The 23,896-nt window shown below is 72.8% G+C and carries 19 protein-coding genes and 1 riboswitch; of the genes, 9 read left to right on the forward strand and 10 right to left on the reverse strand.

The features are described from left to right. Nucleotides 1-12: 12 nt before the first annotated feature. Complete coding sequence (gene metE / locus DEJ51_RS04075) at nt 13-2,328, reverse strand: 5-methyltetrahydropteroyltriglutamate--homocysteine S-methyltransferase (protein WP_150256317.1); 2,316 nt, start codon at nt 2,326-2,328, stop codon at nt 13-15. 179 nt (nt 2,329-2,507) lie between these two features. Then, nucleotides 2,508-2,737: riboswitch (cobalamin riboswitch) on the reverse strand. A 216-nt stretch (nt 2,738-2,953) separates the two neighbouring features. Between metE and DEJ51_RS04080 the strand changes: the two genes are divergently transcribed. After that, a complete protein-coding gene (locus DEJ51_RS04080; protein ID WP_150256318.1) occupies nt 2,954-3,499 on the forward strand; it encodes a hypothetical protein in 546 nt (181 codons plus the stop codon). A gap of 94 nt (nt 3,500-3,593) precedes the next feature. On the opposite strand, the gene DEJ51_RS04085 is transcribed toward DEJ51_RS04080, so the two are convergent. Beyond that, the gene (locus tag DEJ51_RS04085; protein ID WP_411757281.1) at nt 3,594-5,324 is read right to left on the reverse strand and encodes an FAD-dependent oxidoreductase; all 1,731 of its coding nucleotides are present in this window, start codon (nt 5,322-5,324) and stop codon (nt 3,594-3,596) included. A 101-nt stretch (nt 5,325-5,425) separates the two neighbouring features. On the opposite strand from DEJ51_RS04085, the gene DEJ51_RS04090 reads away from it, so the two are divergent. Further along, entirely contained in the window at nt 5,426-6,592 is a 1,167-nt protein-coding gene (locus DEJ51_RS04090; RefSeq protein ID WP_150256320.1) for a SchA/CurD-like domain-containing protein, read from the forward strand. Nucleotides 6,593-6,605: 13 nt separating this feature from the next. Next, the gene (locus DEJ51_RS04095; RefSeq protein WP_150256321.1) at nt 6,606-6,857 is read left to right on the forward strand and encodes an acyl carrier protein; all 252 of its coding nucleotides are present in this window, start codon (nt 6,606-6,608) and stop codon (nt 6,855-6,857) included. An 82-nt stretch (nt 6,858-6,939) separates the two neighbouring features. Here DEJ51_RS04095 and DEJ51_RS04100 read toward each other — a convergent pair whose 3' ends face one another. From DEJ51_RS04100 to DEJ51_RS04110, 3 genes are all read right to left on the reverse strand, one after another. Next, on the reverse strand, nt 6,940-7,998 hold the full coding sequence (locus tag DEJ51_RS04100; RefSeq protein WP_150256322.1) for a methyltransferase: 1,059 nt from the start codon (nt 7,996-7,998) through the stop codon (nt 6,940-6,942). Nucleotides 7,999-8,033: 35 nt separating this feature from the next. After that, nucleotides 8,034-9,152: a nitrous oxide reductase family maturation protein NosD gene (locus DEJ51_RS04105; protein ID WP_150261683.1), complete on the reverse strand. Its 1,119-nt coding sequence runs from the start codon at nt 9,150-9,152 to the stop codon at nt 8,034-8,036. A 241-nt stretch (nt 9,153-9,393) separates the two neighbouring features. Then, nucleotides 9,394-9,936 carry a DM13 domain-containing protein gene (locus DEJ51_RS04110; protein ID WP_150256323.1) on the reverse strand — a complete coding sequence of 181 codons (543 nt, stop codon included), beginning with the start codon at nt 9,934-9,936 and terminating at the stop codon, nt 9,394-9,396. Between the two features lie 253 nt (nt 9,937-10,189). Here DEJ51_RS04110 and DEJ51_RS04115 point away from each other — a divergent pair, with 253 nt between their 5' ends. Together DEJ51_RS04115 and DEJ51_RS04120 are read left to right on the forward strand one after the other, a co-directional pair. Continuing rightward, nucleotides 10,190-10,552, forward strand: coding sequence for a hypothetical protein (locus DEJ51_RS04115; protein WP_150256324.1), 363 nt, complete (start codon nt 10,190-10,192; stop codon nt 10,550-10,552). A 150-nt stretch (nt 10,553-10,702) separates the two neighbouring features. Next, the gene (locus tag DEJ51_RS04120) at nt 10,703-14,533 is read left to right on the forward strand and encodes a helix-turn-helix domain-containing protein (protein WP_190620198.1); all 3,831 of its coding nucleotides are present in this window, start codon (nt 10,703-10,705) and stop codon (nt 14,531-14,533) included. A gap of 227 nt (nt 14,534-14,760) precedes the next feature. On the opposite strand, the gene DEJ51_RS04125 is transcribed toward DEJ51_RS04120, so the two are convergent. Together DEJ51_RS04125 and DEJ51_RS04130 are read right to left on the reverse strand one after the other, a co-directional pair. Further along, nucleotides 14,761-16,326, reverse strand: a complete 1,566-nt coding sequence (locus DEJ51_RS04125; protein WP_150256325.1) for a hypothetical protein — start codon at nt 16,324-16,326, stop codon at nt 14,761-14,763. A gap of 128 nt (nt 16,327-16,454) precedes the next feature. Further along, nucleotides 16,455-16,649 (reverse strand): hypothetical protein, encoded by a 195-nt coding sequence (locus tag DEJ51_RS04130; RefSeq protein WP_150256326.1) that lies wholly within the window; start codon nt 16,647-16,649, stop codon nt 16,455-16,457. 289 nt (nt 16,650-16,938) lie between these two features. Between DEJ51_RS04130 and DEJ51_RS35470 the strand changes: the two genes are divergently transcribed. Both DEJ51_RS35470 and DEJ51_RS04140 read left to right on the forward strand, forming a co-directional pair. Next, entirely contained in the window at nt 16,939-17,904 is a 966-nt protein-coding gene (locus tag DEJ51_RS35470) for a fibronectin type III domain-containing protein (protein WP_263411695.1), read from the forward strand. Nucleotides 17,905-17,966: 62 nt separating this feature from the next. Continuing rightward, nucleotides 17,967-20,063, forward strand: coding sequence for an ATP-binding protein (locus tag DEJ51_RS04140; protein WP_150256327.1), 2,097 nt, complete (start codon nt 17,967-17,969; stop codon nt 20,061-20,063). Between the two features lie 149 nt (nt 20,064-20,212). On the opposite strand, the gene DEJ51_RS04145 is transcribed toward DEJ51_RS04140, so the two are convergent. Continuing rightward, nucleotides 20,213-20,398: a DUF5999 family protein gene (locus tag DEJ51_RS04145; protein ID WP_030011808.1), complete on the reverse strand. Its 186-nt coding sequence runs from the start codon at nt 20,396-20,398 to the stop codon at nt 20,213-20,215. A gap of 156 nt (nt 20,399-20,554) precedes the next feature. Between DEJ51_RS04145 and DEJ51_RS04150 the strand changes: the two genes are divergently transcribed. After that, a complete protein-coding gene (locus DEJ51_RS04150) occupies nt 20,555-20,992 on the forward strand; it encodes an SRPBCC family protein (protein WP_150256328.1) in 438 nt (145 codons plus the stop codon). A gap of 88 nt (nt 20,993-21,080) precedes the next feature. Here DEJ51_RS04150 and DEJ51_RS04155 read toward each other — a convergent pair whose 3' ends face one another. Beyond that, nucleotides 21,081-22,310, reverse strand: a complete 1,230-nt coding sequence (locus DEJ51_RS04155; protein ID WP_150256329.1) for an acyl-CoA dehydrogenase family protein — start codon at nt 22,308-22,310, stop codon at nt 21,081-21,083. 218 nt (nt 22,311-22,528) lie between these two features. On the opposite strand from DEJ51_RS04155, the gene DEJ51_RS04160 reads away from it, so the two are divergent. Continuing rightward, entirely contained in the window at nt 22,529-23,173 is a 645-nt protein-coding gene (locus DEJ51_RS04160) for a TetR family transcriptional regulator (protein WP_150256330.1), read from the forward strand. Nucleotides 23,174-23,316: 143 nt separating this feature from the next. On the opposite strand, the gene def is transcribed toward DEJ51_RS04160, so the two are convergent. Continuing rightward, complete coding sequence (gene def, locus DEJ51_RS04165) at nt 23,317-23,883, reverse strand: peptide deformylase (RefSeq protein WP_150256331.1); 567 nt, start codon at nt 23,881-23,883, stop codon at nt 23,317-23,319. Nucleotides 23,884-23,896 lie beyond the last annotated feature (13 nt).

Consider the following 23,896-nt stretch of genomic DNA (forward strand, 5'->3'; position numbering starts at 1 on the left):
CGGCCCGGCGGCTCAGACCTCGGCGCGTACCTGCCGGGCCGCCTCGACCAGGTTCTCCAGGGAGGCCCTGGTCTCCGGCCAGCCCCGGGTCTTCAGGCCGCAGTCGGGATTGACCCACAGCCGCTCCGCCGGGATGGCCCCCAGCCCCGTGCGCAGCAGCGCCGCCGCCTCGGCCACGGAGGGAATCCGCGGCGAGTGGATGTCCCAGACGCCGGGGCCGACCTCGCGCGGGTAGCCGGCGCCCGCGAGTTCACCGGCGACCTGCATGTGGGAACGGGCGGCCTCCAGGCTGATGACGTCGGCGTCGAGGTCCTCGATGGCCGCCACGATGTCACCGAACTCGGCATAGCACATGTGCGTGTGGATCTGGGTGTCCGGACGGACCCCGCCGGTGGTCAGCCGGAAGGACTCGGTGGCCCAGGCGAGGTAGGCGGCGTGGTCGGCGGCCCGCAGCGGGAGCGTTTCGCGCAGGGCGGGTTCGTCGACCTGGATGACCGGGGTGCCGGCCGCCTCCAGGTCGCCCACCTCGTCCCGCAGGGCGAGCGCCACCTGGCGGGCGGTGTCGGCGAGGGGCTGGTCGTCGCGTACGAAGGACCAGGCGAGCATGGTGACGGGGCCGGTCAGCATGCCCTTGACAGGCTTGGCCGTCTGCGACTGCGCGTACGTGGTCCAGCGCACGGTCATCGGGTCGGGGCGGGAGATGTCGCCGGCCAGGACCGGGGGCCGGACGTAGCGGGTGCCGTAGGACTGGACCCAGCCGTGCTGGGTGGCCAGGTAGCCGGTGAGCTGCTCGGCGAAGTACTGCACCATGTCGTTGCGTTCGGGCTCGCCGTGCACCAGGACGTCGAGGCCGGCCTTCTCCTGGAAGGCGAGGACCTCCCGGATCTCGGCCCGGATGCGGTCCTCGTAGCCCGCGGCGTCGATGCGCCCGGCCCGCAGGTCGGCGCGGGCCGTGCGCAGTTCCGTGGTCTGCGGGAAGGATCCGATCGTGGTCGTCGGGAGCAGCGGGAGGCCCAGGTGCGCCCGCTGGGCCGCGGCCCGCTGCGCGTACGGCTGGGCGCGCCGCCCGTCCGCGTCGGTGACGGCGGCGGTGCGGGCCCGGACCGCCGGATCGTGGGTGAGGGCGGAGCCCGCGCGGGAGGCCAGGTCGGCCCGGTTGGCGGCGAGTTCGGCGGCGATGGCGTCCGTGCCGCGGGCCAGGCCCCGGGCGAGCGTGGCGACCTCGGCGGTCTTCTGGCGGGCGAAGGCGAACCAGCGCCTCACCTGCGGGTCGATGTCCCGTTCGGCGGTGGCGTCCAGCGGTACGTGGAGCAGCGAGCAGGACGCGGCCACGTCCACCCGGTCGGCGAGCCCCAGGAGGGTGCCGAGGGTGCCGAGGGACTTCTCGTAGTCGTTGATCCAGATGTTGCGGCCGCTCACGACACCGGCGACGAGGCGCTTGCCGGGCAGGCCGCCGACCGCGGCGAGGCCGTCGAGGTTGGCGGCCGCGGCTCCGGTGAAGTCCAGCGCGAGCCCTTCGACGGGCGCCCCGGCCAGCACGGGCAGGGCCTCGCCGAGCCGGTCGAAGTAGGAGGCGACGAGCAGCCTGGGCCGGTCGGTCGGGCCGCCGAGCTCCCGGTACGCGCGGGCGGTGGCCTTCAGCTCGGCCGGGGTGCGGTCCTGCACCAGGGCGGGCTCGTCGAGTTGCACCCACTCGGCTCCGGCGGCCCGCAGGTCGGCCAGGACCTGGGCGTAGACGGGCAGCAGCCGGTCGAGCAGGGCCAGCGGATCGAAGCCGGCCGCGACGCCGGGTGCGGGCTTGGCCAGCAGCAGGTAGGTGACGGGACCGACCAGGACCGGGCGTGCGGTGTGGCCCAGCGCGAGCGCTTCCCGCAGCTCGGCGACCTGCCGGGCGGAGTCCGCGGTGAAGACCGTGTCCGGGCCGAGTTCGGGCACCAGGTAGTGGTAGTTGGTGTCGAACCACTTGGTCATCTCCAGCGGCGCCACGTCCTGGGTTCCGCGCGCCATCGCGAAGTACCCGTCGAGCGGGTCGGCGGCGACGGCGGCGCGGTGCCGCTCGGGGACGGCGCCGACCATCACGCTGGTGTCCAGCACGTGGTCGTAGTACGAGAAGTCGCCGGTCGGCACCTCGGTGATGCCGGCGTCGGCCAGCTGCCGCCAGTTGGTCCGGCGCAGCTCGCGGGCGGTTTCCCGGAGGGCGTCGGCGGTGACGCGGCCCTTCCAGTAGCCCTCGACGGCCTTCTTCAGTTCGCGGTTCTGGCCCTGGCGGGGGTAGCCGTACACGGTGGCCGCGGTGGGCCGTCCGGCGGCGGGGGTCCTGCTGGTCACGGAACTCTCCTTCGCGAGCGTTCTCCTGTGGACCCGGTGCGGGGTCGCAGGCGCGAAGGGAAGACGAACCGGGCGGATCCCGACCGGGTAGGGGTGCGTGCGGCTGCACGTGCCCGCGGTCGTCCGCCTGAGATGTCGCCGACCCGCCCACGAGGTCACCGGGATTTCCGTGCGCGATCGGTCGTGCACGGGCAACGGGCAGGTCTTCGGACTCGCGGGCACGTCCCGTCGTACGGATGCCGTACGAGACTCCTACTGGCCGTCGCTTCCCAGGCCCGGCCGGGCCCAGTGCGTATGACGGCGGTCGTTCCCGCTCACCGCTGCGGGGCAGTCCCGGATTCCCACCGGGTTCCCTCTTACGACGCATCCCGCCTGGCGGACGGGGCGAACCAGCTGCCCGGTCAGCGTAGACGGCGTTGCCCGCCGACGCGTGGTCCTGTCCGGCATCCGGACGGCGAGTCGAGACCAACGGGAGGGCGAAATCCAGCCAAGGAGTGAATTGCGTCACTGAAGCGTCAGTTGTGTCCCCCTTGTCCGTTTACCGGATCGAACTGCGCGGTCAGGGCAGTACGTTGCAGCTCTCAGCATCGGGATCACCCGATGACCACCGGAAGACCGAGGAAGCATGCCTGGACCGGTCCCCCGCGCCACCTTCGCCCTGCGCGCCGTCCTGGTGTCCGTGCTGGCAGGGGGCGCTCTCACCGCCTGCGCCTCCGACGAGGAGCAGCTGCGGTATTCCACCGACTACGCGGGCCACGAACCGCTGGGCGTGGTCGGGTACCCCACCTCCGAGTCCCTCCGGATCACCCAGAAGCTGGTCTGGCGGCTCGCCGACGGCAAGGCCGAGGAGGTGGAGGCGCTCGCCGCCGACCCCGATGACGCGAAGGGGGACGTCGAGCGGACCGCCCGGAACTGGATCCGAGCCTTCCACGAAGGGGCCAAGGGCAAGGCGACCGCGGAGTTCTACGACGAGGGCTCCGTACGTCAGCTCGTCGTCGTGTACTTCCACGACACGGGCCAGACCAAGTCGTTCGTGGTGCGCCTCACCGGAAGCACCGGAGAGGACGGCTGGCGCGTGACCATGCGGGAGCCGGACCCGAAGGAGGCCTCGGCGGCCCCCGACTGGGTTCCGCGGACACCCGGGGGCCTCGGGTCGAAGACGACGCGCTGACCCGGTCCGGCGTCACCGCCGGACGAAGGGCGCCGTCCCGCGGATCACTCCGCCGGACGGCGCCCTCGGTGGCCGCGGGAGCGGGACGGTCGGCTCAGGACCGGTCCAGCAGTGTGGTCAGGACCTCGTGGAGGACCGCTGCCGGATCCGCCACTCCCTGTGCCGAGCGCCAGGCCACGAACCCGTCCGGGCGGACGAGGATCGCGCCCTCCGCGGTCGTGCCGTGCACCTCCGTCCAGTCGCCGCCGTTCGCCGGGATCAGGTCGGCCTCCGGGCCGGTGCCGATCGCGTACACGTCCAGGGGCAGGCCCAGCTCCGCGGCGACGGACCGCCCCGCGGCACGCCACGGCGCGTCCTCGGAGCACAGCAGGACGAACGAGCGCTCATAGAGGTCCACGGTGGACTTGGGCTCCGGATCCCCCGGACCGCAGAGCCACATGTGCGGCGCGCGACTGCCCGGGTCGCCGCAGAGCCGCATCCGCTCGGGCACGACCGGCCGGTCCGGGTCGGCTCCCAGCACGGCGCCCCGGTTGTAGCGGTAGCCCATGGCCACGGAGAGAACCCCGCCCTGCCGGCCGCCGCCGGGCACGGAGTCCGGGCCGCCCTCGGGCGCCGCCCCGGAGGCGGACGGGGGCTCCAGGTCGGGTTCGTACCCCGGGTGGCTGTGCTCCGCCGACCGCGCCGAGGCGCGCTCGCTCGTCGCCCGGGCCACCGGCAGCCGCTCGGCCTCGTAGGTCTGCAGCAGCCCCGGACCGGCCGAACCGTCCAGCACCGCGGCGAGCTTCCAGGCGATGTTGTGGGCGTCCTGGATGCCGGTGTTCGAGCCGAACGCCCCGGTGGGGGACATCTCGTGGGCGGAGTCGCCGGCCAGGAAGACCCGGCCGACCGCGTAGCGCTCGGCGACCCGCTCGGCGGCGTGCCACGGGGCCTTCCCGGTGACCTCGACGTCCAGGTCGGGGGCGCCGACGGCCCGGCGGATGTGCTCCACGCAGCGCTCGTCGGTGAAGTCCTCCAGCGTCTCGCCCCGGTCCGGGTGCCAGGGCGCGTGGAAGACCCACCGCTCGCCGTTGTCGACCGGCAGCAGGGCGCCGTCGGCATCGGGCTTGGTCAGGTAGCACACGATGAAACGCCGGTCGCCGACCACGTGGGGCAGCATCCGGGACCGGAAGGTGATGCTCACGTTGTGGAAGAGGTCCCCGGAGCCGCTCTGGCCGATCCGGAGCGCCTCCCGCACGGGGCTGCGTGGCCCGTCCGCCGCGACGAGGTAGTCCGCGCGCACCGTGCTGTGCTCCCCGGTCTCCCGGTTCTTCACGATCGCGGTGACCCCGCCCGGGTCCTGGTCGAAGGAGAGGAGTTCGGTGGAGAACCGCAGGTCGGCTCCGAGTGAGGGGGTCACGGACATCAGGACCGGCTCGATGTCGTTCTGGCTGCACAGGCACCATGTCGCCGGACTGAAGCGCGCGAGCGCACCACCCGGGTCGATTTCCTCGAAGAGCCACTCCTGGTCGTCACCGGTCAGCGAGCCGCCCTGCATGATGCCGTGGTTGTCCGCCAGGACCGAGGCGGCCTCACGGATCCGGTCCTCGACACGGGCGACCCGGAACAGTTCCATCGTCCGCACGTTGATACCGCGTCCGCGTGGGTGCATCGAGGTACCCGCGTGCTTCTCGACCACCATGTGGGGGATGCCATGCCGGCCGAGGAAGAGCGAGGTGCACAGACCCACCAGCGAGCCGCCCACGATGAGGACCGGGACGTGGTGGTCGACGTTTTCCTTCATGGCTCTTCCATGCCCTGTGCGAGGCCGCTTCCCTCGCTCGTTCACCCGCTTGGTTCTCTCCTCTCGCGCCGCAGGGATTACGGGACAACGATCGGTTCGGGTGGCGCCGCCCGTGGCGACCGTGTGGTCTCGAAGGAGTGTGAACGATGACAACCTTGTCGGAACGGATATCCCAGTCCGCCTTCGACGGCTCGAGACTTCGGGTCGTGCTGCTGCTGGATCTGTACGACGGTGCGCAGAATCAGTTTCTCGAGGTGTACGAACGTCTCCAGCAGCAGGTGTCCTCCGTCCCCGGACACATCAGTGACGAGTTGTGCCAGTCGATCGAGAACCCGTCGCAGTGGCTCATCACCAGCGAGTGGGAGAGCGCACCGCGGTTCTTGGCCTGGATCAACAGCGAGGAACACGTCGCGTCGGTGCAGCCGCTGCACGGCTGTGTACGGGACACCCGCTCGCTGCGTTTCAGCGTGCTGCGGGAGATCGGCAAGGGGCCGAGTCCCGGCTCCCCCTCCCCCACCGGCCCGCCCTCCGCCGCCTCACCGGACGCCGCGGACCGGGCGCGGGGCAGCCTCCAGGTCGCGCCCCGGCGCGGTGACGGCGTGGTCCGCCACGCGCTCACCTTCACCGTGAAGCCCGGCAGCGAGCCGGTGGTGGCGGAGCTCCTGGCCGGGTACACGTCCCCGCAGGCCCAGGTCGACGAGAGCACCCGGCTGCGCCGCACCTCGCTCTTCATGCACGGCAACCGTGTCGTGCGGGCGGTCGAGGTCGAGGGCGACCTGCTGGCGGCCCTGCGGCACGTGTCCCAGCAGCCCGAGGTACGGGCGCTGGAGGAGGCCATCAACCCGTATCTGGAGCAGGACCGGGATCTCAGCGACCCCGGATCGGCCCGCGTGTTCTTCACCCGGGCGGCGCTCCCTGCGGTACACCATGTGGCGGCCGGCGGACGCGAGGGCACGGACGTCGGGCGGCACGCCCTCTTCTACCCGGCGAAGGACGGATGCGGCATGGCGCTCGCCCGGCTGCTCGCCGGGCAGGACGAGGCGGCCGTGGACGACCCGACGAGCCCCGTCGAGAGCAGCACCGTCTTCCAGCGCGACGACATCGTCGTGCGCCTCCTCGACCTGCGCGGCCCGCTCGACGCGCGCCCCGCACTGGCCCTCGGCGTCGAGGGCGGCCACAAGGCGGCCGTGCTCGCCCGGCTGCTCGACAGCGCCAAGGACGGCGTACCCACCACCGACCAGGAGATCTCCCGCTTCCTCGCGCGCTCCGAAATGCGCCTGATCACCGACCGGCGTTCGCCGGTCCAAGCCTGAGGAGTTGTCCGTCATGACCGCTCGACTGACCATGGAAGAACTGGCCGCCCTGATGAAGAAGGGGGCCGGCATCACCGTCGACCCCGCGGCCATGGCGAGCCGCCCCGACTCGGGCTTCGACGAGTGGGGGCTCGACTCCCTGGGCCTCCTCGGCATCGTCGGTGAGCTGGAGAACCGGCACAGCAAGCCGCTGCCGGCCGACGCGGACCGGTGCAAGTCCCCGCGCGAGTTCCTCGACCTCGTCAACAGCGCCCTGGCGGCCTGACGACGACGCCCGGGACACCGCGTACGCCCTCGAGACCGGCCCGGTGCCGGTCTCGAGGCGTGCGGTGCTATGCCGGCCGGGGTCACCCGGGCACGGTGCACTCGAACGCGTGCAGGTACGCGTTGACCGGCCGGATCTCGCCGATCACCAGTCCGGCGTCCTCCATGCGGGCGCAGAGGCTCGCCTTGGTGTGCTTCGCGCCGCCGACGTTGAGGAGCAGCAGCAGGTCCATGGCCGTGGTGAACTTCATCGACGGGGTGTCGTCGACCAGGTTCTCGATGATGACGACCCTGGATCCGGGGCGGGCCGCGTCGACGACGTTGGCGAGGGTCCTGCGGGTGCTGTCGTCGTCCCACTCCAGGATGTTCTTGATGATGTACATGTCGGCGTCGACGGGGATGGCCTCCCGGCAGTCCCCGGGGACGATCTCGGCCCGTGCCGCGAGCGGACCGTCCTCCCGCAGCCGCGGATCCGCGTTCGCCGCGACGCCCGGCAGGTCGAGCAGGACGCCCCGTACGGCCGGGTGCTTCTCCAGCAGGCTCGCCAGCACGTGTCCCTGGCCGCCGCCGATGTCCGCGACGACCGAGATCCCGGTGAGGTCGAGGAGTTCCGCGACGTCCAGCGCCGACTGCATGCTGGAGGTGGTCATGGCCCGGTTGAACACGTGGGCCGACTCGTGCGCGTCCTGGTGCAGGTAGTCGAAGAAGCCCTTGCCGTAGAGCTCCTGGAAGACGCTGCCGCCGGACCGGACGGCGTCGTCGAGCCGGGGCCAGGCCTGCCAGGTCCAGGGCTCCGTGCACCACAGGGCGATGTAGCGCAGGCTGTGCGGGTCGTCCTCGCGCAGCAGCCGCGACATCTCGGTGTGGACGAACTTCCCGTCCTCCGTCTCCGCGAAGATCCCGTAGCAGGACAGGGCGCGGAGCAGCCGTTGCAGGGGCAGCGGCTCGGAGCCGACGGCGGCCGCGAGTTCGGTGGCGGTGGCGGGCGACTCGCCGAGGGCGTCGGCCACCGTGAGGCGGGCCGCGGCCCGTACGGCGGCGGCGCAGGCCGCTCCGAAGACGAGCTCCCGCAGGCGCATGGCCGGCTGGGGGGTGTGCTGGGGGGAGGGGATCGGGGTCGGGGTGGGACTTACCGTGGTCATGAGGCCTCGCTTCTGCTGATCAGGGGGGTCACGCGTCAGCACATCCCGGCCGGTACGGAGGATGCGCACCGGTTGTTGACGAACCGGTTGCCCGTTCCGGTCCCCTGGTTGGCCAGGTCCGCCGGCTTGTTGTCCCGCACCACGTTGTCCCGGATGACGTTGTCGGTGTTCGTCGCGCCCACGAAGCTCTTGAACAGCAGGATTCCGCCGGACAGCGGGGAGGCTCCGACGTTGCCGCGGATGTCGTTCGAGCGCACGACCGTTTCCTCGGCTCCGGTGAGGACGATGCCGGCGCCCTGGATGTCGGGGAGGCGGCTGTTGCCCTTGCAGAACTTGTTGTTCTCGTGGATCCGGTTGTTGCGGATGGTCATGTCCCCGGCGCCGGGCTCGCCCTCGTCGCCGACGACGAAGATGCCGCCGCAGTTGCCGGTGAGGGTGTTGCCGTAGACGGAGAGGTTCCGGACGCGCCTGACGGTGACACCGATCCGGTTGCCGGTCAGCGTGTTCCTGCGGACCACGGCGCCCAGGGTGTCGGTGGCGCCGCCCTCCCGGTCGACGGTGTTGGCGATGAAGAGGCCCGACTCGGCGTTGTCGCGGGCGGTGTTGTCGCGGAAGAGCCCGCGGGTGGAACGCTCCTGGGCGATGCCCCAGGTGCCGTTCTTCTCGGAGATCACCCGCTGGACGCTCAGCCGGTCGGTGTAGGAGGCCCAGATGCCGTTGCGCTTGAAGCCCGAGACGGTCAGCGACCGGATGTCCACGCCGACGACGGGCTGCTCCGCCGTCCCCATGACGCAGATTCCGGAGTCGGCCTGCGAGCAGGCGAGCGCGCGGCCGCTCGGCGCCGTCGTCGCGGCCGGTGCGGTCGCCGCTCCGGGTGCCGCCGGCGCCGCGGAACCGCCGGTGGCCGGCGGTGCCACGGGCGTGGCCGGGGTGACGGCGGTGACCGGCGGCTTGATCACCGTCCGGGCACCGAACCCGCGCAGGGTCAGCCGCTTGGTGATCAGCACGTTCTCGTAGTAGGTGCCGGGCATGACGGTGATGATGTCGCCCGGCCTGGCGTAGTTCACCGCGTCCTGGATCGAGTCGCCCGGGTGCACTCTGCGTCCGGCCTCGGCGGCGGCGGGCGGCGCGAGCACGCCGAGACCTGCGGCCATGACGACAGCGATGCACGTGAGGGGCTTGATTTGTCGGTTCGTCACGATGCCGAAGTTATGGGCGTTTACGGCCGCTCGCCACACCATGCGAGCGGATGGATACACCCCGTGGGCAAACGGCCGCATTTTGCCGTCCGGAGGAGTGGATAGTCGTACTCCGGGAGACGGCCGAACGGGGTGACGCCCGATCAGCTCCGGGCCCACGGCGTGTCGCCGGGCCCGGACGGACCCCGGCGGCGCCTCACACGGCGGTCAGGGACGCCGCTCCGAAGGAGACGTCGAAGCGGTCGCACCAGATGGTGACGCTGGTGAACTCGGCGACGTTCACGTCGGCGGGCACGGGGTAGTTCTGGTCCCCCTTGTTGCCCTTGAGCTTGCCGAGGCTCGTGTGCTTGCCGTCGTCGAAGACGCGCCAGCCCGCCACCCCCTCCTTCACCGGGGCGTCGGTCAGCCACACCCGCAGGTCCGGGCCGTTGCTGGTGTCGAGGTCCGTCAGCCGCAGGGTGTGGGACCCGTCGGGAAGCCGGATGAGCTCCACCGCGCCGGTGGTGCTGTGCTCGTGGCTGATGAGCGTCCCCCGGGCCACGGTCACCGGGCCGGCCGCGGCGCCCGGTGCGGCCGCCGGCGCGCCCGGCACCGACGGCGAGGCGGCCGGGAGGGCCTCGCGGACGGTCTCGTCCTGCCACAGCTTCCACGGCTGCAGCCAGTACAGCGCCACTGCCAGCACCACCGCCGCCGCGACCGATGCTCCGCCCCACAGCCGTCCGCGCCTTGTCCGTGTCACTGCCGTTCCCTCTTCCTCGTTTTGCCGGTCCCTGTGGATTCAACGCGTCCGGGCCGCCGTGCGCCATGCCCGCACCGGTGACGAAAGTCTTACGCCGCCCCACCCGGCCGTTGCCCGCCGCTGCGCGTCCCGCCTGGTGACGGGGGGTTTCCCGGACGCTGCCGGGATGGGCAACGGGCAACCCGTCGACCCCGGTGCGGGCCGGGGGCAGGCTGAAGCCGTCAGCACGAGGCAAGCACCACAAGGGGAAATCATGCGCAAGATGTTCCGCGGCGCCGCCGCACTCGCCACCTCCGTCGTCGCCGTGATCGCGCTCAGCGGTACGGTCGAGGCCAAGCCGGCCGACGCGTGGGCCGGATGCCCGGACGGGGCGGTCTGCATCTACCCTCAGAACCAGAACCCCGCCGTCAAGCCGACGCACGTCTTCTACGCCTACGGGGCACACAACCTGAGCAACCAGTTCGGGAACCACTGGGTGCTCAACAACCAGTACGGCGGTGCGACCGCAAACCTGTGCACGGGCTCCGGAGGCTCGGGCTGCGGCAGCCCCATCGCCGCCAAGACCGGTGTGTACGCGGACCTCACGCCCATCAACTCGGTCCGGCTCAACCCGTAGCCGCGCCCCCGACAGGACGGCGTGCGGAGCCGCCCGCGCGGTGGCTCCGCACGCCCGTGTACCGGTCATACCGGTTCGAAGAGGCGGATGTCCGCCCCACCCCCGCTGTAGCCTGGGCGCTCCCGTACCGCTGCCTGGGCGCGCACTGCCATGGGGGATGTCTTGGGGGATCCGGACCACCGGCGCGAGACCGGCCGCCCGCACGCGTCCGACGACGCCGCGATGCCCTTTCCCGCACAGCTGAGACGTCTGCGGGTGCAACGTGGCCTGTCCCTCGCGGACCTCGCCCGGCAGACGCACTACAGCAAGGGCTATCTGAGCAAGATCGAGACCGGCTCGAAGCGCGTCACCGTCGACGTCGCACGCCGCTGCGACGAGGTACTGCGGGCCGGGGGTGAACTGGTGCGGCTGGTCCGGGAACCGGGGCCGCGCGACGGCGTCGGGGGCGGGGGCGGCGGGAGCGACGCCGGTCCGCAGGCGGACGGCCAGTGCCCCTACCAGGGCCTGCCGGCCTTCACCGCGCGGGAGGCCCGCTGGTTCTTCGGGCGGGATCGGGCTACGGCCGAGCTGATCGAGCGGGTCTTCGAACGGATCGGGGAGGGGCCGCTGATGCTGCTCGCCCCGTCGGGCGCGGGCAAGTCCTCCCTGCTGAACGCCGGTCTGGTGGCGGCGCTGCGCGGGGGCGGCTTCCCGGTGCCGGGCTCCGACAGCTGGCCCGTACTGCGGTTCACGCCCACCGCGGACCCGCTGGAGGAGCTCGTGGCCTGCGCCGCGAAGGCGCTGGGGGGCGATCTCGGCGTCACCGCGGGCGAGGTGCGGGACCGGCCGTCCGCGCTGCTCGAAGCCGTCCGGCGGTGCGCGGGCGGTACCCCGGCGGACGGCCCGGACCGGACGCCGCCGCCCCCGCGTCCGGTGCTGATCGTCGACCAGTTCGAGGAGCTGTTCACTCTGTGCTCCGACGAGGACGAGCGGCGTGCGTTCGTCCGGGTGCTGTGCGCGCTGGCGACCGCGCCCGCACCGGCCGGCCCCGCCGCGGACCCGCCCGACCCCGCCGTCGTGGTGCTCGGCGTACGGGCCGACTTCTCCGGGAGCTGCCTGGACCTGCCGGAGCTGGCCCCGGTCTTCGCCCGGGGGCTGTTCGTCCTGCCCGCCATGTCCCTGGCCGAGCTGCGGGAGTCGATCGCCCGCCCGGCGGAGCTCGCCGGCCTCACCCTCCAGCCGGGTCTGTTCCCACTGCTGATGCGCGACGCCGGAGTGCGCGACGACCAGCCCGACCGGGCGCCGTCCGGGGTGCTCCCCCTCGTCTCGCACGCCCTGCTGGCCACCTGGCGCCGGCGCGAGGGCGCCACCTTGACCGTGGACGGGTACGAGCGCACCGGCGGCATCCAGGGGGCGATCGCCCGCACCGCCGAGGAGGTGTTCACCCGCCTGTACCCGGCCGAGCAGAACACGCTCCGCCGCGTCCTGGTCCGGCTGGTGCACGTCGCCGACGGTACGGGGGCCACGCGCCGCCGGATGAGCCGGACCGCCCTGATGGAACAGCTGGCCGATGCGGGCCCCGCCGCGGCCGCGCTCGACACTTTCGTACGGGCCCGCCTGATCACCATGGACAGCGACACCGTGGAGATCACCCACGAGGCCCTGCTGCACGCCTGGCCGCGGCTGCGCGGCTGGATCAGCGCCGACCGGGCCGGGCTCCTGGTCCACCAGCAACTGGCCCACGCCGCCGCCGAATGGGAGCGTGAGGGACGCGATCCGTCCGCGCTGCACCGCGGGACCCGGCTGGAGACCGCCCGGGCCTGGGCCGACGAACACGACGGCAGGAGCCGGCTCGGCCCGCTGGAGTCCGCCTTCCTGCGGGCGAGCCAGGACGCGCAGCACGGCCGTGAGCGGCAGGCGGGGCGTCAGGTGCGGCTGCGGCAGTGGGCGCTGGCGACGCTCGTGGTCCTGCTGGTCCTCGCCGTGGGCGCGGGCGGGCTCGCGTACCAGCAGCGCGCGGGCGCGCTCGGCCAGGAGCGCGTGGCCCGTTCGCGGGCACTGGCCCTGCAGTCCGCGGCGCTGGCCTCGGGCCGGCCGGAGGCCTCGATGCTGCTCGCGGCGGAGGCGTACCGGACCTCGGCCACGAGCGAAGCCCGCGGGGCGCTGCTGAGCACCCAGTCCCAGCCGTTCATCGCCCGGCTGGGCGGGCACGGGGGGCCGGTCAACGCGGTGGCCTTCGGCCCGGGCAACGGCATGCTGGCGACGGCCGGTTCGGACGGGAAGGTGATCCTGCGGAGGGTGGCCGACCGCCGGACGATCGCGACCTTCACCATGCCCGGGCGGGTGCGCGCGGTGACCTTCAGTCCCGACGGGTCGATGCTCGCGGCCACCTCCACGGACGGGCCGGCGCAGCTCTGGGACACCGCCGGGCACGGCGCGGGGGCGCGGCTCCCGGCGAGTACGACGGGGTCCAGGGCGGTGGCCTTCGCACCCGACGGGCGGAGCCTGGCCGTCGCCGGTGCCGACGGGGCGATCGGGCTGTGGGACGCCGCCGGGGACCACCGCGCGCTCGCATCGCTCACCGGGCACACCGGGCGGGTGAACGCCCTGGCGTACGCCGCCGACGGCCGGACGCTGGTGTCGGCCGGTGCCGACCGGACCGTCCGGCTGTGGGATCCGGTGGAGGCGGGTCCGCTCGCGGTCCTCACCGGGCACACCGACGAGGTGCTCGGCGTGGCGTTCGCGCCGGACGGCCGTACGGTCGCCACGGGGGGCGTCGACCGCACGGTCCGGCTGTGGGACGTGGCCGGGCGCCGGGCGACCGCCACGCTCAGCGGGCACAGCGACGACGTGAACGCCGTCGCCTACACCCCGGACGGGACGACGGTCGTCAGCGCGGGCGGCGACGGTACGACCCGGCTGTGGGACGTGGCCGGGGGCCGGGCGGCGGCCACGCTGGCCGGGCACACCGACTACGTCCTCGGGGTGGCCGTGGACGGCGGTGGCACGGTGCTGGCCACCGCCGGTTTCGACCAGTCGGTGGTGCTGTGGGACCTGCGGGGCGCGGCCTTGGCGTCGCGGCCGTTCACGGAGATCTGGCACGCCGCGTACAGCCCGGACGGGAAGTGGCTGGCGACCGCGGAGGCGGATCACGCGGTACGGCTGTGGGACGTCTCGGGGCGCCGCGTCGTGGCCACGTTCACGGGGCACGCCGAGACGGTGTTCTCGGTGGCCTTCGCGCCCGACGGGCGGACTCTGGCCTCGGCCGGCTCCGACGGCACGATCCGGCTGTGGGACACGGCGGTCCACGGCCGGTCCGCCGTGCTCGACGGCCCGGGCGGGACCGTGTTCTCGGTGGTCTTCTCACCGGACGGGCGGACGCTCGCCTCGGCCGGCTCCGACGGCACCGTACGGCTGTGGGACGTGGCGGGGCGCCGGCAGCTGGCCGTGCTGACGGGGCACACGGACTTCGCCAACGACGTGGCGTTCAGCCCCGACGGGCGCACCCTGGCGAGCGCCGGGGACGATCTGACGGTCCGGCTGTGGGACGTGGCGGGGCGCCGCCCGCTCGCCGTCCTCACCGGCCACCGGGGCGCGGTGCGCGGTGTGGCCTTCGGCCCGGACGGGCGGACGCTGGCGAGCAGCGGCAACGACGGGACCGTACGGCTGTGGGACGCGCGGCTCCACCGCTTCGAGGCGGCACTGGCCGGGCACACGGGTTCGGCGCGGGGCATCGCCTTCTCCCCCGACGGCCGCACGCTCGCGAGCAGTGGCAACGACCGCACGGTGCGGCTGTGGGACGTGGCCGGGCGCCGGACGGTGGCCGCGCTGTCCGGCCACACGAACGCGGTGTGGGGCGTCGTCTTCGCTCCCGACGGACGGACGGTGGCCAGCAGCAGTACGGACGGCACCGTACGGCTGTGGGACCTGGACGTCGGGGCGCGGCTGGCGGTGGTCGACAGACTGCGGGCGGCCGGGTCCGGGGGCGGGGCGGGGCCGTAGGCGCGGCGCCGGTCCTGCGCGAGGGCGTGCCGGACCGGCGGAGCCCGGCTCCGGAACGACCTGCCCCGGGAGACGGAGGCTGCCCGGGCCCCCGTGGCTCGCGGCCCGCCCGGCCGTGGTGTTCGCCCGGTCGGCCCACCGTGTCGGCCGCCGGGCGCGTGACCTGTCCTGACCCGCCCTGGACCGGGAGGTCGTCGCGGCCACGCGCCGGGCGGCCGGCTGGTCCGTCAGCTGTCGCGGACCGCGACGATGCCGTTGAAGACGCCGACGTACGCGGTGCCGTCGGGGCCGAGGGTGATCGGGGCCCAGTTGTTGTCGAAGAGCGGACCGGTGCCGGTCAGCTGCCGCCAGCGGCGCTCACCCGTGCGGAAGTCCACGGCCGTGAGGTACCAGGCGTCGATGCCCCAGGCGTTCGGCTCCTTCTCGTAGAAGTAGAGCAGCCCGTTGGCGGTGGAGAGCTTCGGGACGACGGAGGGAGCGCGGATCGCGCTCTCCCAGACCGTGTCGCAGCCGCTGCCGTCGGGGCGGACGTCGATGCGGGCCACTCCGCCCACGACGGACTTGCCCAGAAGCAGGGTGGTGGGGTTCTCGTAGCCGTAGTTGTTCTCGACGACGATGCTGTTGCCCCAGGTGATCAGGGAGTTGTCCGTGGTCGAGGCGCCGGAGCCGAAGACGGGCACCCTGCAGACGAGCCGCCGGTCGGCCGGCACGTCCACGCCCCGCTTGTAGACCAGGACGTTCATCCGGTCGTCGGCGTTGTCGGTGATGGCGACGTAGCCCTGGCCGAAGAGGTCCGGGGTGGTGCCCGAACCCTGGTTGACCGAACCGGGTTTCGGCGCGGTGCCCCGGTCGTACGTCTGGCGCCACTGGATCTCGGGGGTGCCGTCGGGGCCGGCACGGAAGCTGTAGAGCGCGTGGTCGGAGACGATGGAGACCCCGTCCTCCGCGACCGAGAACGAGTTCTGGATCTCCTCGCCCGCGAGCCGGACGGAGCGGATCCGGTCGGTCGCCGGATCCACCGTGCCGACCCGGCCCTGGCGGGTGACCCACCAGATGCGGCCGTTCCAGTCGGGCATGACGGAGGTGACGGGGTCACAGGTGCCGCTGGGCCACAGGTTGGTCCAGGTCACGCAGTCGTGCGGGACGTGCCCGGTGAGGTCCCAGTCGTCGTCGACCGTGAACTTCCAGCTCCCGTCGGGGTTCTGGGAGTGGGACAGGCGCAGGACGTGCTGGCGGGAGTCGGCCAGCACGGCGCGGTCCTGGTCGTCCAGGTAGAAGTAGGCACCGCCCGAGGTGTCCTTGAATATCTTCGCGAAGTCGAGCGAGGTGATCGCCTCGACGGTCGAGGAGCGCTGCGGGAGCTGGTGTTCGGCGAGGGTGGCGAGCGTCCGGGGCTCCAGGAGCTTGACCTTGAAGCCGGAGAAGGTGCCGCACACCGTGACGAGCCGGCCGGCCGAGTCGAAGGTCGCGGTGGCGCACTCGCCGCCGAGCGCGGCGATCTTCTCGCTGGTCACCTTCGGGTTCTTGCCGAGCGGCCCCGCCCAGGGGGCCGTGGCGCTGCCCGCCGCGTCGGAGTGCATGCCGCTGCGGCCGTTGGGCGCGAGGAAGGGGTGCTGCGGCGGCGCCTCGCCGGGCAGGGGGACGGCGGCCGCGGGGGTGCCGTCGTAGTGGGTGACGAGGCGGTGGCCGGGGGCCTTGGGTATCTCCTCGGCCTGGGCCGGCGAGCCCCCGTACATCACCGTGAGTGCGGCGACGACGGGCAGCACGGCACAGTTCAGCGGTCTTCGGAACATCCGGACTCCTCCATGTCTCTGAGCGTTGTTGACATTGCGTCTGATGTCGCGCCGCCGCCAGACGCTAGATCGCACCGCCCGAGGAGTCCATGGAAGGGCCCGATGATTCACGAAGGCGCAACAGTCGATCAAGGGTTGAGGCTGGACACGACGTTCGCGGTGGCCGTCAGGCCGTTGTGGATGGTCGTGGCCATGCTGCTGCTGGCGAGGTAGAAGCCCAGCAGCGCGCAGACGACGGCGTGCGAGAACTTGAGACCGCCGCTGCGCAGGAAGATCCAGGCCAGGATGAGGAGCAGGACGACCACCGAGAGGGAAATCACCATCGAAACCTCCTTACTCGCCGTCATGGTGGCGCAGGAGGGGGTGCCTTCGGGCGAAACACGTGTCCGCCGTACGGGTGTTGACCGTCGGTGACGGCCGGTCGGTCCTTGACGAACCCGTCGCGGACCGGCGGCTCGTGCGGTCGCCCGCCTTCCGCCTTGATGCCGGAGCGGGGACGGAGGAACACGAATCCGGGCACACCACGGGCCGCCGGGTGCAGGGGTCTTGTCGGGCTGCCACCCGCCGTGCCATATATGTCTAGACCATTAAGGAAGCCGAGGAAGGCACCCCGTGCGACGCAGCGCCCCCACGCTCGCCCTCTGCCTGGCCGTCTCGGGCATCACCGGCATCACCACCCTCACGGCCTGCACCGCGCCCGACACCCGGCCCCCGCCCGCCCCCGCCGGGCTGACCGCCCAGGCCGGCAGCGCCACCAGCGTGCACGTCATGTGGGACGCGGCGGCCGACCAGGACGGGGTGACCGGCTACCAGGTCTTCGAAGCCGGCCGCCTGGTCCGCGAACTCCCCGCCGAGAAGACCATGGTCGACATCACCGGCCTCGCCCCGCAGACCGGTTACGTCTTCACGGTCCGGGCCGAGGACGCCGCCGGGAACCTCTCGTCACCCGGCCCCGCCGCCCAGGTCACCACCCCGGCCGCCAAGGCCGAGGACCGTACGGCCCCCACCTCCCCGGCCGCCACCACCGCCCTGGCGACCGGGCCCCGGTCCGCCCGGGTGACCTGGACGGCGGCGACCGACGACACCGGGGTCACGGCCTACGACGTCTACCAGGGCGGCGTCCGGATCCACACCGCCGGCCCCGGCGAGACCTCCACGGCCCTGGACAGCCTCCGGCCGGACACCGTCTACACCTTCACCGTCCGGGCCCGCGACGGGGCCGACAACTCCTCCCCCGACGGCCCCGCAGTGGACGTGACGACCCCGCCCGCCTCCGGCAACGGCCCCGGGACGGCCCCCGCCGAGTTCGCCGCGACGGCCTCCCCCGGCACCGTCACCCTGACCTGGACCGCCCCGGACACCGGGGGCGAGACGACGGAGTACGAGCTGTACGTCAACGGAACGCCCACGACCGTCATCCAGTTCGGAGCGGGTGCCGTACCCAGCGGCCGGGCGGAGCACCGGCTCACGGTGGCCGAGCCGACCGGCACGGTGTGGGCCGTGAAACTGCGGGCCAGACTCCCCGACGGCAACTGGGGATCCTTCTCGGCGGAGCGGCGGATCACACTCCTCGCGTGAAAGAAGACACCGATCCGGCCTGAACGGCACGGCCGCACAGGAAGATCGCGCACAATACATCCGTGTTCGGTGAGTACTCGTTCAATGACAATCAGGCAGACTCCACGGACGGCGATCCCGGCCCGGACGCCCGCCCGGCGCCCGGCAACCTGCCGCCGGAACCCGCGAGCTTCGTCGGCCGGGAGAACGAACTGCGGCTGCTCGAAAGCCTGTTGACCGAGCGAAGACTGGTCACCCTCACGGGGGTGGGCGGTGTCGGCAAGTCACGGCTCGCCCTGCGGGCCGTCGCGGCCGCCCGCCAGGCACGCCCCGACGGGGTCTGGTGGGCGGAGCTGTCGCCCCTGCGCGATCCGAGCCTGCTCACCGCCACCGTCGCCCATGCCGTCGGCCTCGCCGACCACTCCCCGCGCCCTCCCGACGAGGAGCTGTGTGCGTGGATGGCCGACAAGGAACTGCTCCTGGTGCTGGACACCTGTGAGCACCTGGTGGCCGACTGCCGTCATCTCGTCGGCGAACTCCTGCAGTCCGCACCCGGGTTGACGATCCTGGTCACCTCCCGCGAGCCGCTCGGCATGCCGACCGAGGAGGTCGTCGAGGTCCGTCCGCTGCCCTGCGAGGGGCCCGACAGCGACGCCCTCACGCTCTTCCGGGCCCGTGCCCTGGCCGCCACCCCGCGGGCAGCTGCGGTCTTCGCCGACCCCGAGCGGACCGCGGTGGCCGCCGAGGTGTGCCGGCGCCTCGACGGCATCCCCCTCGCGCTGGAACTCGCGGGAGCCCGGATGCGGTTGTGGACGCTGGAACACATGGCCGAGCGGATCGGCGAGCGCCTCGAGGTGCTGTCCGACGCCCGGGCCGCACTGCCGCGCCGGCACCAGACGATGCGGACCACGATCGGCTGGAGCCACGAACTGTGCGAGCCGCTGGAGCGGCTGCTGTGGGCCCGGCTCTCGGCCTTCACCGGAGACTTCGACATCGCCGCGGCGCGCGCCGTGTGTTCGGGCGGGCCGCTGCCGGCCGCCCGGGTGGAGCGCCTGCTGGCGGGCCTCGCCGCCAAGTCCGTGGTCCTGCGCACCGAGGAACGCGGGGCCGGGACCCGCTACCGGATGCTGGACACGATCCGCGAGTACGGGCAGGACTGGCTGGGCGAGCTCGGCGAGGTGGAGATCGTCACCGACCGGCACGCCCACTGGTACGCCGCGCTCTCCCAGGCCGCCGACCGGGGGTGGATGGGGCCCGGACAGGTGGACTGGTACCGCAGGATCACCGCCGAGCACGCGCAGCTGCGCACCGCCCTGGAACACCTGATCGCCGCCGACCCGACGGCGGCGCTGGAGATGGCCGGAGCCCTGTGGTTCTACTGGTTCGGGTGCGGGCACGTCCACGAGGGCCGCGGCTTCCTGGAACGGGCCCTGCGGGCCGGTCCGCGTACGGGGGCCGCGTACAACCAGGCCGTATGGGCCCTCGGGCTCACCGCACTGCTCCAGGGCGACATGGACGCGGCACAGCGGCTCGGCGACGAGTGCGCACGCGACGCGGCCCGGCTCGCGGACCCCGAGCGGGAGCTGCGCGCGGGCTACCTGCACGCGGCGGCGGTCCTCATGCCCGGTGACCCCGTACGGGCCCTGCGGCTCGCCGGTCCGCGCGCCCGGGCCGGGCACGGCGGACGCACCAGCGGCGCGGGCTGGCTCCTGTGCAAGCTGGCCACCGGCTACGCCCTGTGCGACCTGCGGCGTTTCGAGGAGGCGACCGAGGAGGCGATGTCCCTGCGGGAGGCCTGCGTGGAGCTGGGCGAGCGCTGGCTGCGGGCGTACGCGGACTACATCCTGGCGGTGGCGGCGCTGGGCCTGGGCGACCACGGGGAGGCCTCCCGGCACGTACGGGCCATGCTCTCCGGCAAGCGGCTGCTCGGCGACCGCTTCGGCATCGCGCTCGGCCTGGACCTGCTGGCCGCGGCCGTGGCCGGTCTGGGCGACGGTGAACTCGCGGCGCGGCTGCTCGGCACCGGGCACGCCTGGTGGCGCACGGTGGGCCGGCCGCAGATGGGCTCGCCCTCACTGACGGCCCTGCGGGACCAGGGCGAGCGGCAGGCCCGCGCGGCGATCGGGGACGCCGCCTACGAGGCGGCGTTCCTGGGCGGCGCGGCTGCGCCCACCGGCTGAGTGCCGGCCGGTGGGTCCGGAGTACCTAAGTCCTGGGCTCCCGTCAGTACGGGAGGGGTCTGCCCGACGGTGTGCGCAGGTCCAGGTCTCGGGGGGCGGGCTTCGGGACGGGCTTGCGGATCAGCTGCTGGCGCATGCTGCCTCCTCGCTCAGACCAGGGCCGGGCGGCGGGGTTCCACCGTGCGGCTGTCGGGGAGCAGTTCACCGGTGTCGTCGAACACCACGACTCCGTTGCACAGCAGGCTCCAGCCCTGTTCGGGATGGGAAGCCACGATGCGGGCGGCGTCGTGATCGGCGCTGTCGGCGGTAGGGCAGGGTGGCTGGTGGGAGCACATGGCGCACCTCCTCGCGAAGTGGGGCGGGAGCGCCGGTGGGTCACCCGGTCGATTCCGCGATCCACGGTGGCGGTGAGTATTACTGATCGCCGCCCCCGGACGGAACCCATATTCGCCGTCCAGTTCACGGTGTGTATGCCCGCTTACGATGCGCTCATGCCCGCTATCCGGATCATTCATCGCACGTCTTTCGCGCCGGTCCAGGCGTGGTCGATGCTCACGGACTGGGAGCGCCACGGCGCACAGGTCCCCCTCACCCGGACGATCATCGAGACGCCGCCCCCGACCCACGTCGGAACGATCTTCACCGCGCGCACGGGCGTGAGCAGGATCACATTCGACGACCGCATGGAAGTCGTCGTGTGGCGGCCCCCCACGGAGGGTTCGCCGGGATTGGTCCGGTTGGAGAAGCGCGGACGGACGGTGACGGGCTGGGCGGAGATCGAGATCCGCCCCCTCGCCACCGGAGGCGCGGAGATCCACTGGCGCGAGGAGCTGCGCCTGCGCGGCCTCCCGCGCGCACTGGATCCCTTGATCGCGGCGGCGGGCCGACTCCTCTTCGGCCGGGCCCTCACGCGGCTGCTCCGGCCCTGAGGCGGCTGGTCGGGCCGGAGCCGCGGATCACGTTCGGGGTACGGGGCGCTCACCCCGTACCCCGGCGGGCCCCTGCGGGCACCCGCGACTACCGGATCGGCATGCCGGAGATCGTCCGGGCGATCACCAGGCGCTGGATCTCGCTGGTGCCCTCGAAGATCGTGTAGATGGCGCTGTCCCGGTGCATGCGCTCGACCGGGTACTCACGGGTGAAGCCGTTGCCGCCGAGGATCTGGACGGCCTGGGCGGTGACCTTCTTGGCGACCTCGCTCGCGAAGAGCTTCGACATCGAGCCCTCCGCCGACTCGAACGGCCGGCCCGCCACCGCCATCCAGGACGCGCGCCACACCAGCAGGCGGGCCGCGTCGATCTGCGTCCGCATGTCGGCGAGCTGGAAGGCCACGCCCTGGTTGTCGATGATCGGGCGGCCGAACTGGGTGCGGGTCTTCGCGTAGTCCAGCGCCACCTCGTACGCGGCACGCGCGGTGCCGACGGCCATGGCGCCGACCGCCGGCCGGGAGGCCTCGAAGGTGGCCATGGCCGCGTTCTTCACCCGCTCGCCGCCGCCGCTGCGGGCGCGCTCATGGGCCCGCGCGAGGCGCTCGTCCAGCTTCTCCTTGCCGCCGAGCAGGCAGGAGCCGGGGATCCGTACGTCCTCCAGCACCACCTCGGCGGTGTGCGAGGCGCGGATGCCGTGCTTCTTGAACTTCTGCCCCTGGGACAGGCCGGGGGTGTTCGGCGGGACGATGAAGGAGGCGTGCCCCTTGGTGCCGAGCGCGGGGTCGACGACCGCGACCACGATGTGGACGTTGGCGATGCCGCCGTTCGTCGCCCAGGTCTTGGTGCCGTTGAGCACCCACTCGTCCTTGGCCTGGTCGTAGACCGCCCGGGTGCGCATCGAGCCGACGTCGGAGCCGGCGTCCGGCTCCGAGGAGCAGAAGGCGGCGACCTTCACGTCGTCAGGGGTGCCGTACATCTGCGGGATCCAGGTGCCGATCTGCTCCTCGGTGCCGTTGGCGACGACACCGATGGCCGCGAGGCCGGTGCCGACGATGGACAGCGCGATGCCGGCGTCGCCCCAGAAGAGCTCCTCCATCGCCATCGGGATGCCGAGTCCGGTCGGGTCGAAGAACTGCTGGGCGTAGAAGTCGAGCGAGTAGATGCCGACCTTGGCGGCCTCCTGGATGACGGGCCAGGGAGTCTCTTCGCGCTCGTCCCACTCGGCGGCGGCGGGGCGCATCACATCGGCGGCGAAGCCGTGGATCCAGTCCCGCACCTGCTTCTGGTCGTCGTTCAGCTCCATGGTGAACTCCGCCATGTCCCCTCCACCTGTTCTGTACTCGTCCATGCGGAAGTTACTAGCGGTAACCTACGCGGAGACCACAGTCTGTTACCGGCGAGTAAGCACTGTCAAGCACCGTCGGCACCGGCCACGACGCCGGACGGGGGCGACCTCCGGTTCGATCGACGGGGTGTCCGGGGTGTTACGTTGCGTGGGCGTCACGCACATCGCAAGGGCGGGGAGAGAAACACGTCATGGAGACCACTCAGCAGGCCGGCGAACCGGGAGCGGCCGAACGCCGCCGGCGGGAGCTGCTCGAAGCCGCCGACCGGGTCGTGCTCAGGGACGGCCCCAAGGCCTCCATGAACGCGATCGCGGCGGAGGCCGGCATCACCAAGCCCATCCTCTACCGGCACTTCGGGGACAAGGCCGGCCTCTACCAGGCCCTCGCCGTCCGGCACACCGACGCACTGCTCGACTCGCTGCGGGCCGCGCTCGACGCCCCCGCCGAGCGGCGCCGCCGGGTGGAGGCGACTCTCGACACCTATCTTGCCGCCATCGAGGCCCGCCCGCAGGTCTACCGCTTCCTCATGCACCCGGCCGAGGACTCCCACAGCGCGGAACGCGGCTTCGACGTGGGCCTGCACTCGGCGCCGCTGCTGCGCCGGCTCGGCGAGGAGCTGGCCGAGGTGATCGGCGAGCGGGTCGACCTCGGCCCGGGGGGCGAACGCCTCGCCCGGATCTGGGGCCACGGGATCGTCGGCATGATGCACGCGGCCGGCGACTGGTGGCTGGGCGAGCGGCCGTGCGAGCGGGCGGACCTCGTCGCGGGCCTCACCGACCTCCTCTGGGGCCGCCTGGCCACCGCCGGCAACCGCGAGGACGGCCCGGGCTTCTAGCCCCTGTCAGCCTCGCCGGGCAAATTCAGCCTCGCCGGCGTCTGAGGCGCGGGGTCTGGGGCGGAGCCCCAGGGAACCCGGCTCCGCCGGGCACCGGGCTCCGCCCGGACCCTCCCCCAGCTACCGCTGGGGTGTGCCCCTGCTCAAACGCCGGCGAGGCTGGAGATGCCCTCGGCGCCCCAGGACGTCTTCCGGATCGCCCGCCGCAGGCGACGGGCGCGCAGGCCCGTCACGCGGTCCGCGTACACCCTCCCGTCGAGGTGGTCGCACTCGTGCTGCAGGCACCGCGCGAAGAACCCGGTCCCGGCGATCCGGACCGCCGCCCCGTCCGACGTCACGCCTTCGACCACCGCGTGGTCGAAGCGGGCCGTCCCCGCCTCCAGCCCCGGCAGGGACAGGCAGCCCTCCGGCCCGAGGAACTCGTCCCCGTCGGCCGTCACCAGCCGGGGGTTGACGATGTGCCCGACGTGGCGGACCTCCTCGTCGTCGGGGCAGTCGTAGACGAACACCCGCTGTCCGACGCCGATCTGGTTCGCGGCGAGCCCGACACCCTCGGCGGCGTACATCGTGGCGAACATGTCCTCGATGAGCCGGTCGAGTTCCGGGCCGAATTCGGTGACTTCCGCGCACGCGGAGTGGAGCACCGGATCACCCAACAGGCTCATGGTGCGGACGAGGCCGGTGGTACCGGGGATGGCGCGCTGTCGCATGGCGTTAAGCCTA

This window comes from Streptomyces venezuelae, from assembly GCF_008642275.1.
Taxonomy (GTDB): domain Bacteria; phylum Actinomycetota; class Actinomycetes; order Streptomycetales; family Streptomycetaceae; genus Streptomyces; species Streptomyces venezuelae_E.

What these genes read in the sequence shown, in the direction of transcription:
- DEJ51_RS04155 (WP_150256329.1), bottom strand. Translation starts at nt 22,310, where the DNA reads ATGGCGGAGTTCACCATGGAGCTGAACGACGACCAGAAGCAGGTGCGG.
- DEJ51_RS04120 (WP_190620198.1), top strand. Translation starts at nt 10,703, where the DNA reads ATGGGGGATGTCTTGGGGGATCCGGACCACCGGCGCGAGACCGGCCGC.
- DEJ51_RS04095 (WP_150256321.1), top strand. Translation starts at nt 6,606, where the DNA reads ATGACCGCTCGACTGACCATGGAAGAACTGGCCGCCCTGATGAAGAAG.
- def (WP_150256331.1), bottom strand. Translation starts at nt 23,883, where the DNA reads ATGCGACAGCGCGCCATCCCCGGTACCACCGGCCTCGTCCGCACCATG.
- DEJ51_RS04130 (WP_150256326.1), bottom strand. Translation starts at nt 16,649, where the DNA reads ATGGTGATTTCCCTCTCGGTGGTCGTCCTGCTCCTCATCCTGGCCTGG.
- DEJ51_RS04090 (WP_150256320.1), top strand. Translation starts at nt 5,426, where the DNA reads ATGACAACCTTGTCGGAACGGATATCCCAGTCCGCCTTCGACGGCTCG.
- DEJ51_RS04150 (WP_150256328.1), top strand. Translation starts at nt 20,555, where the DNA reads ATGCCCGCTATCCGGATCATTCATCGCACGTCTTTCGCGCCGGTCCAG.
- DEJ51_RS04080 (WP_150256318.1), top strand. Translation starts at nt 2,954, where the DNA reads ATGCCTGGACCGGTCCCCCGCGCCACCTTCGCCCTGCGCGCCGTCCTG.
- DEJ51_RS04145 (WP_030011808.1), bottom strand. Translation starts at nt 20,398, where the DNA reads ATGTGCTCCCACCAGCCACCCTGCCCTACCGCCGACAGCGCCGATCAC.
- DEJ51_RS04115 (WP_150256324.1), top strand. Translation starts at nt 10,190, where the DNA reads ATGCGCAAGATGTTCCGCGGCGCCGCCGCACTCGCCACCTCCGTCGTC.
- DEJ51_RS04160 (WP_150256330.1), top strand. Translation starts at nt 22,529, where the DNA reads ATGGAGACCACTCAGCAGGCCGGCGAACCGGGAGCGGCCGAACGCCGC.
- DEJ51_RS04100 (WP_150256322.1), bottom strand. Translation starts at nt 7,998, where the DNA reads ATGACCACGGTAAGTCCCACCCCGACCCCGATCCCCTCCCCCCAGCAC.
- DEJ51_RS04125 (WP_150256325.1), bottom strand. Translation starts at nt 16,326, where the DNA reads ATGTTCCGAAGACCGCTGAACTGTGCCGTGCTGCCCGTCGTCGCCGCA.
- DEJ51_RS04105 (WP_150261683.1), bottom strand. Translation starts at nt 9,152, where the DNA reads ATGGCCGCAGGTCTCGGCGTGCTCGCGCCGCCCGCCGCCGCCGAGGCC.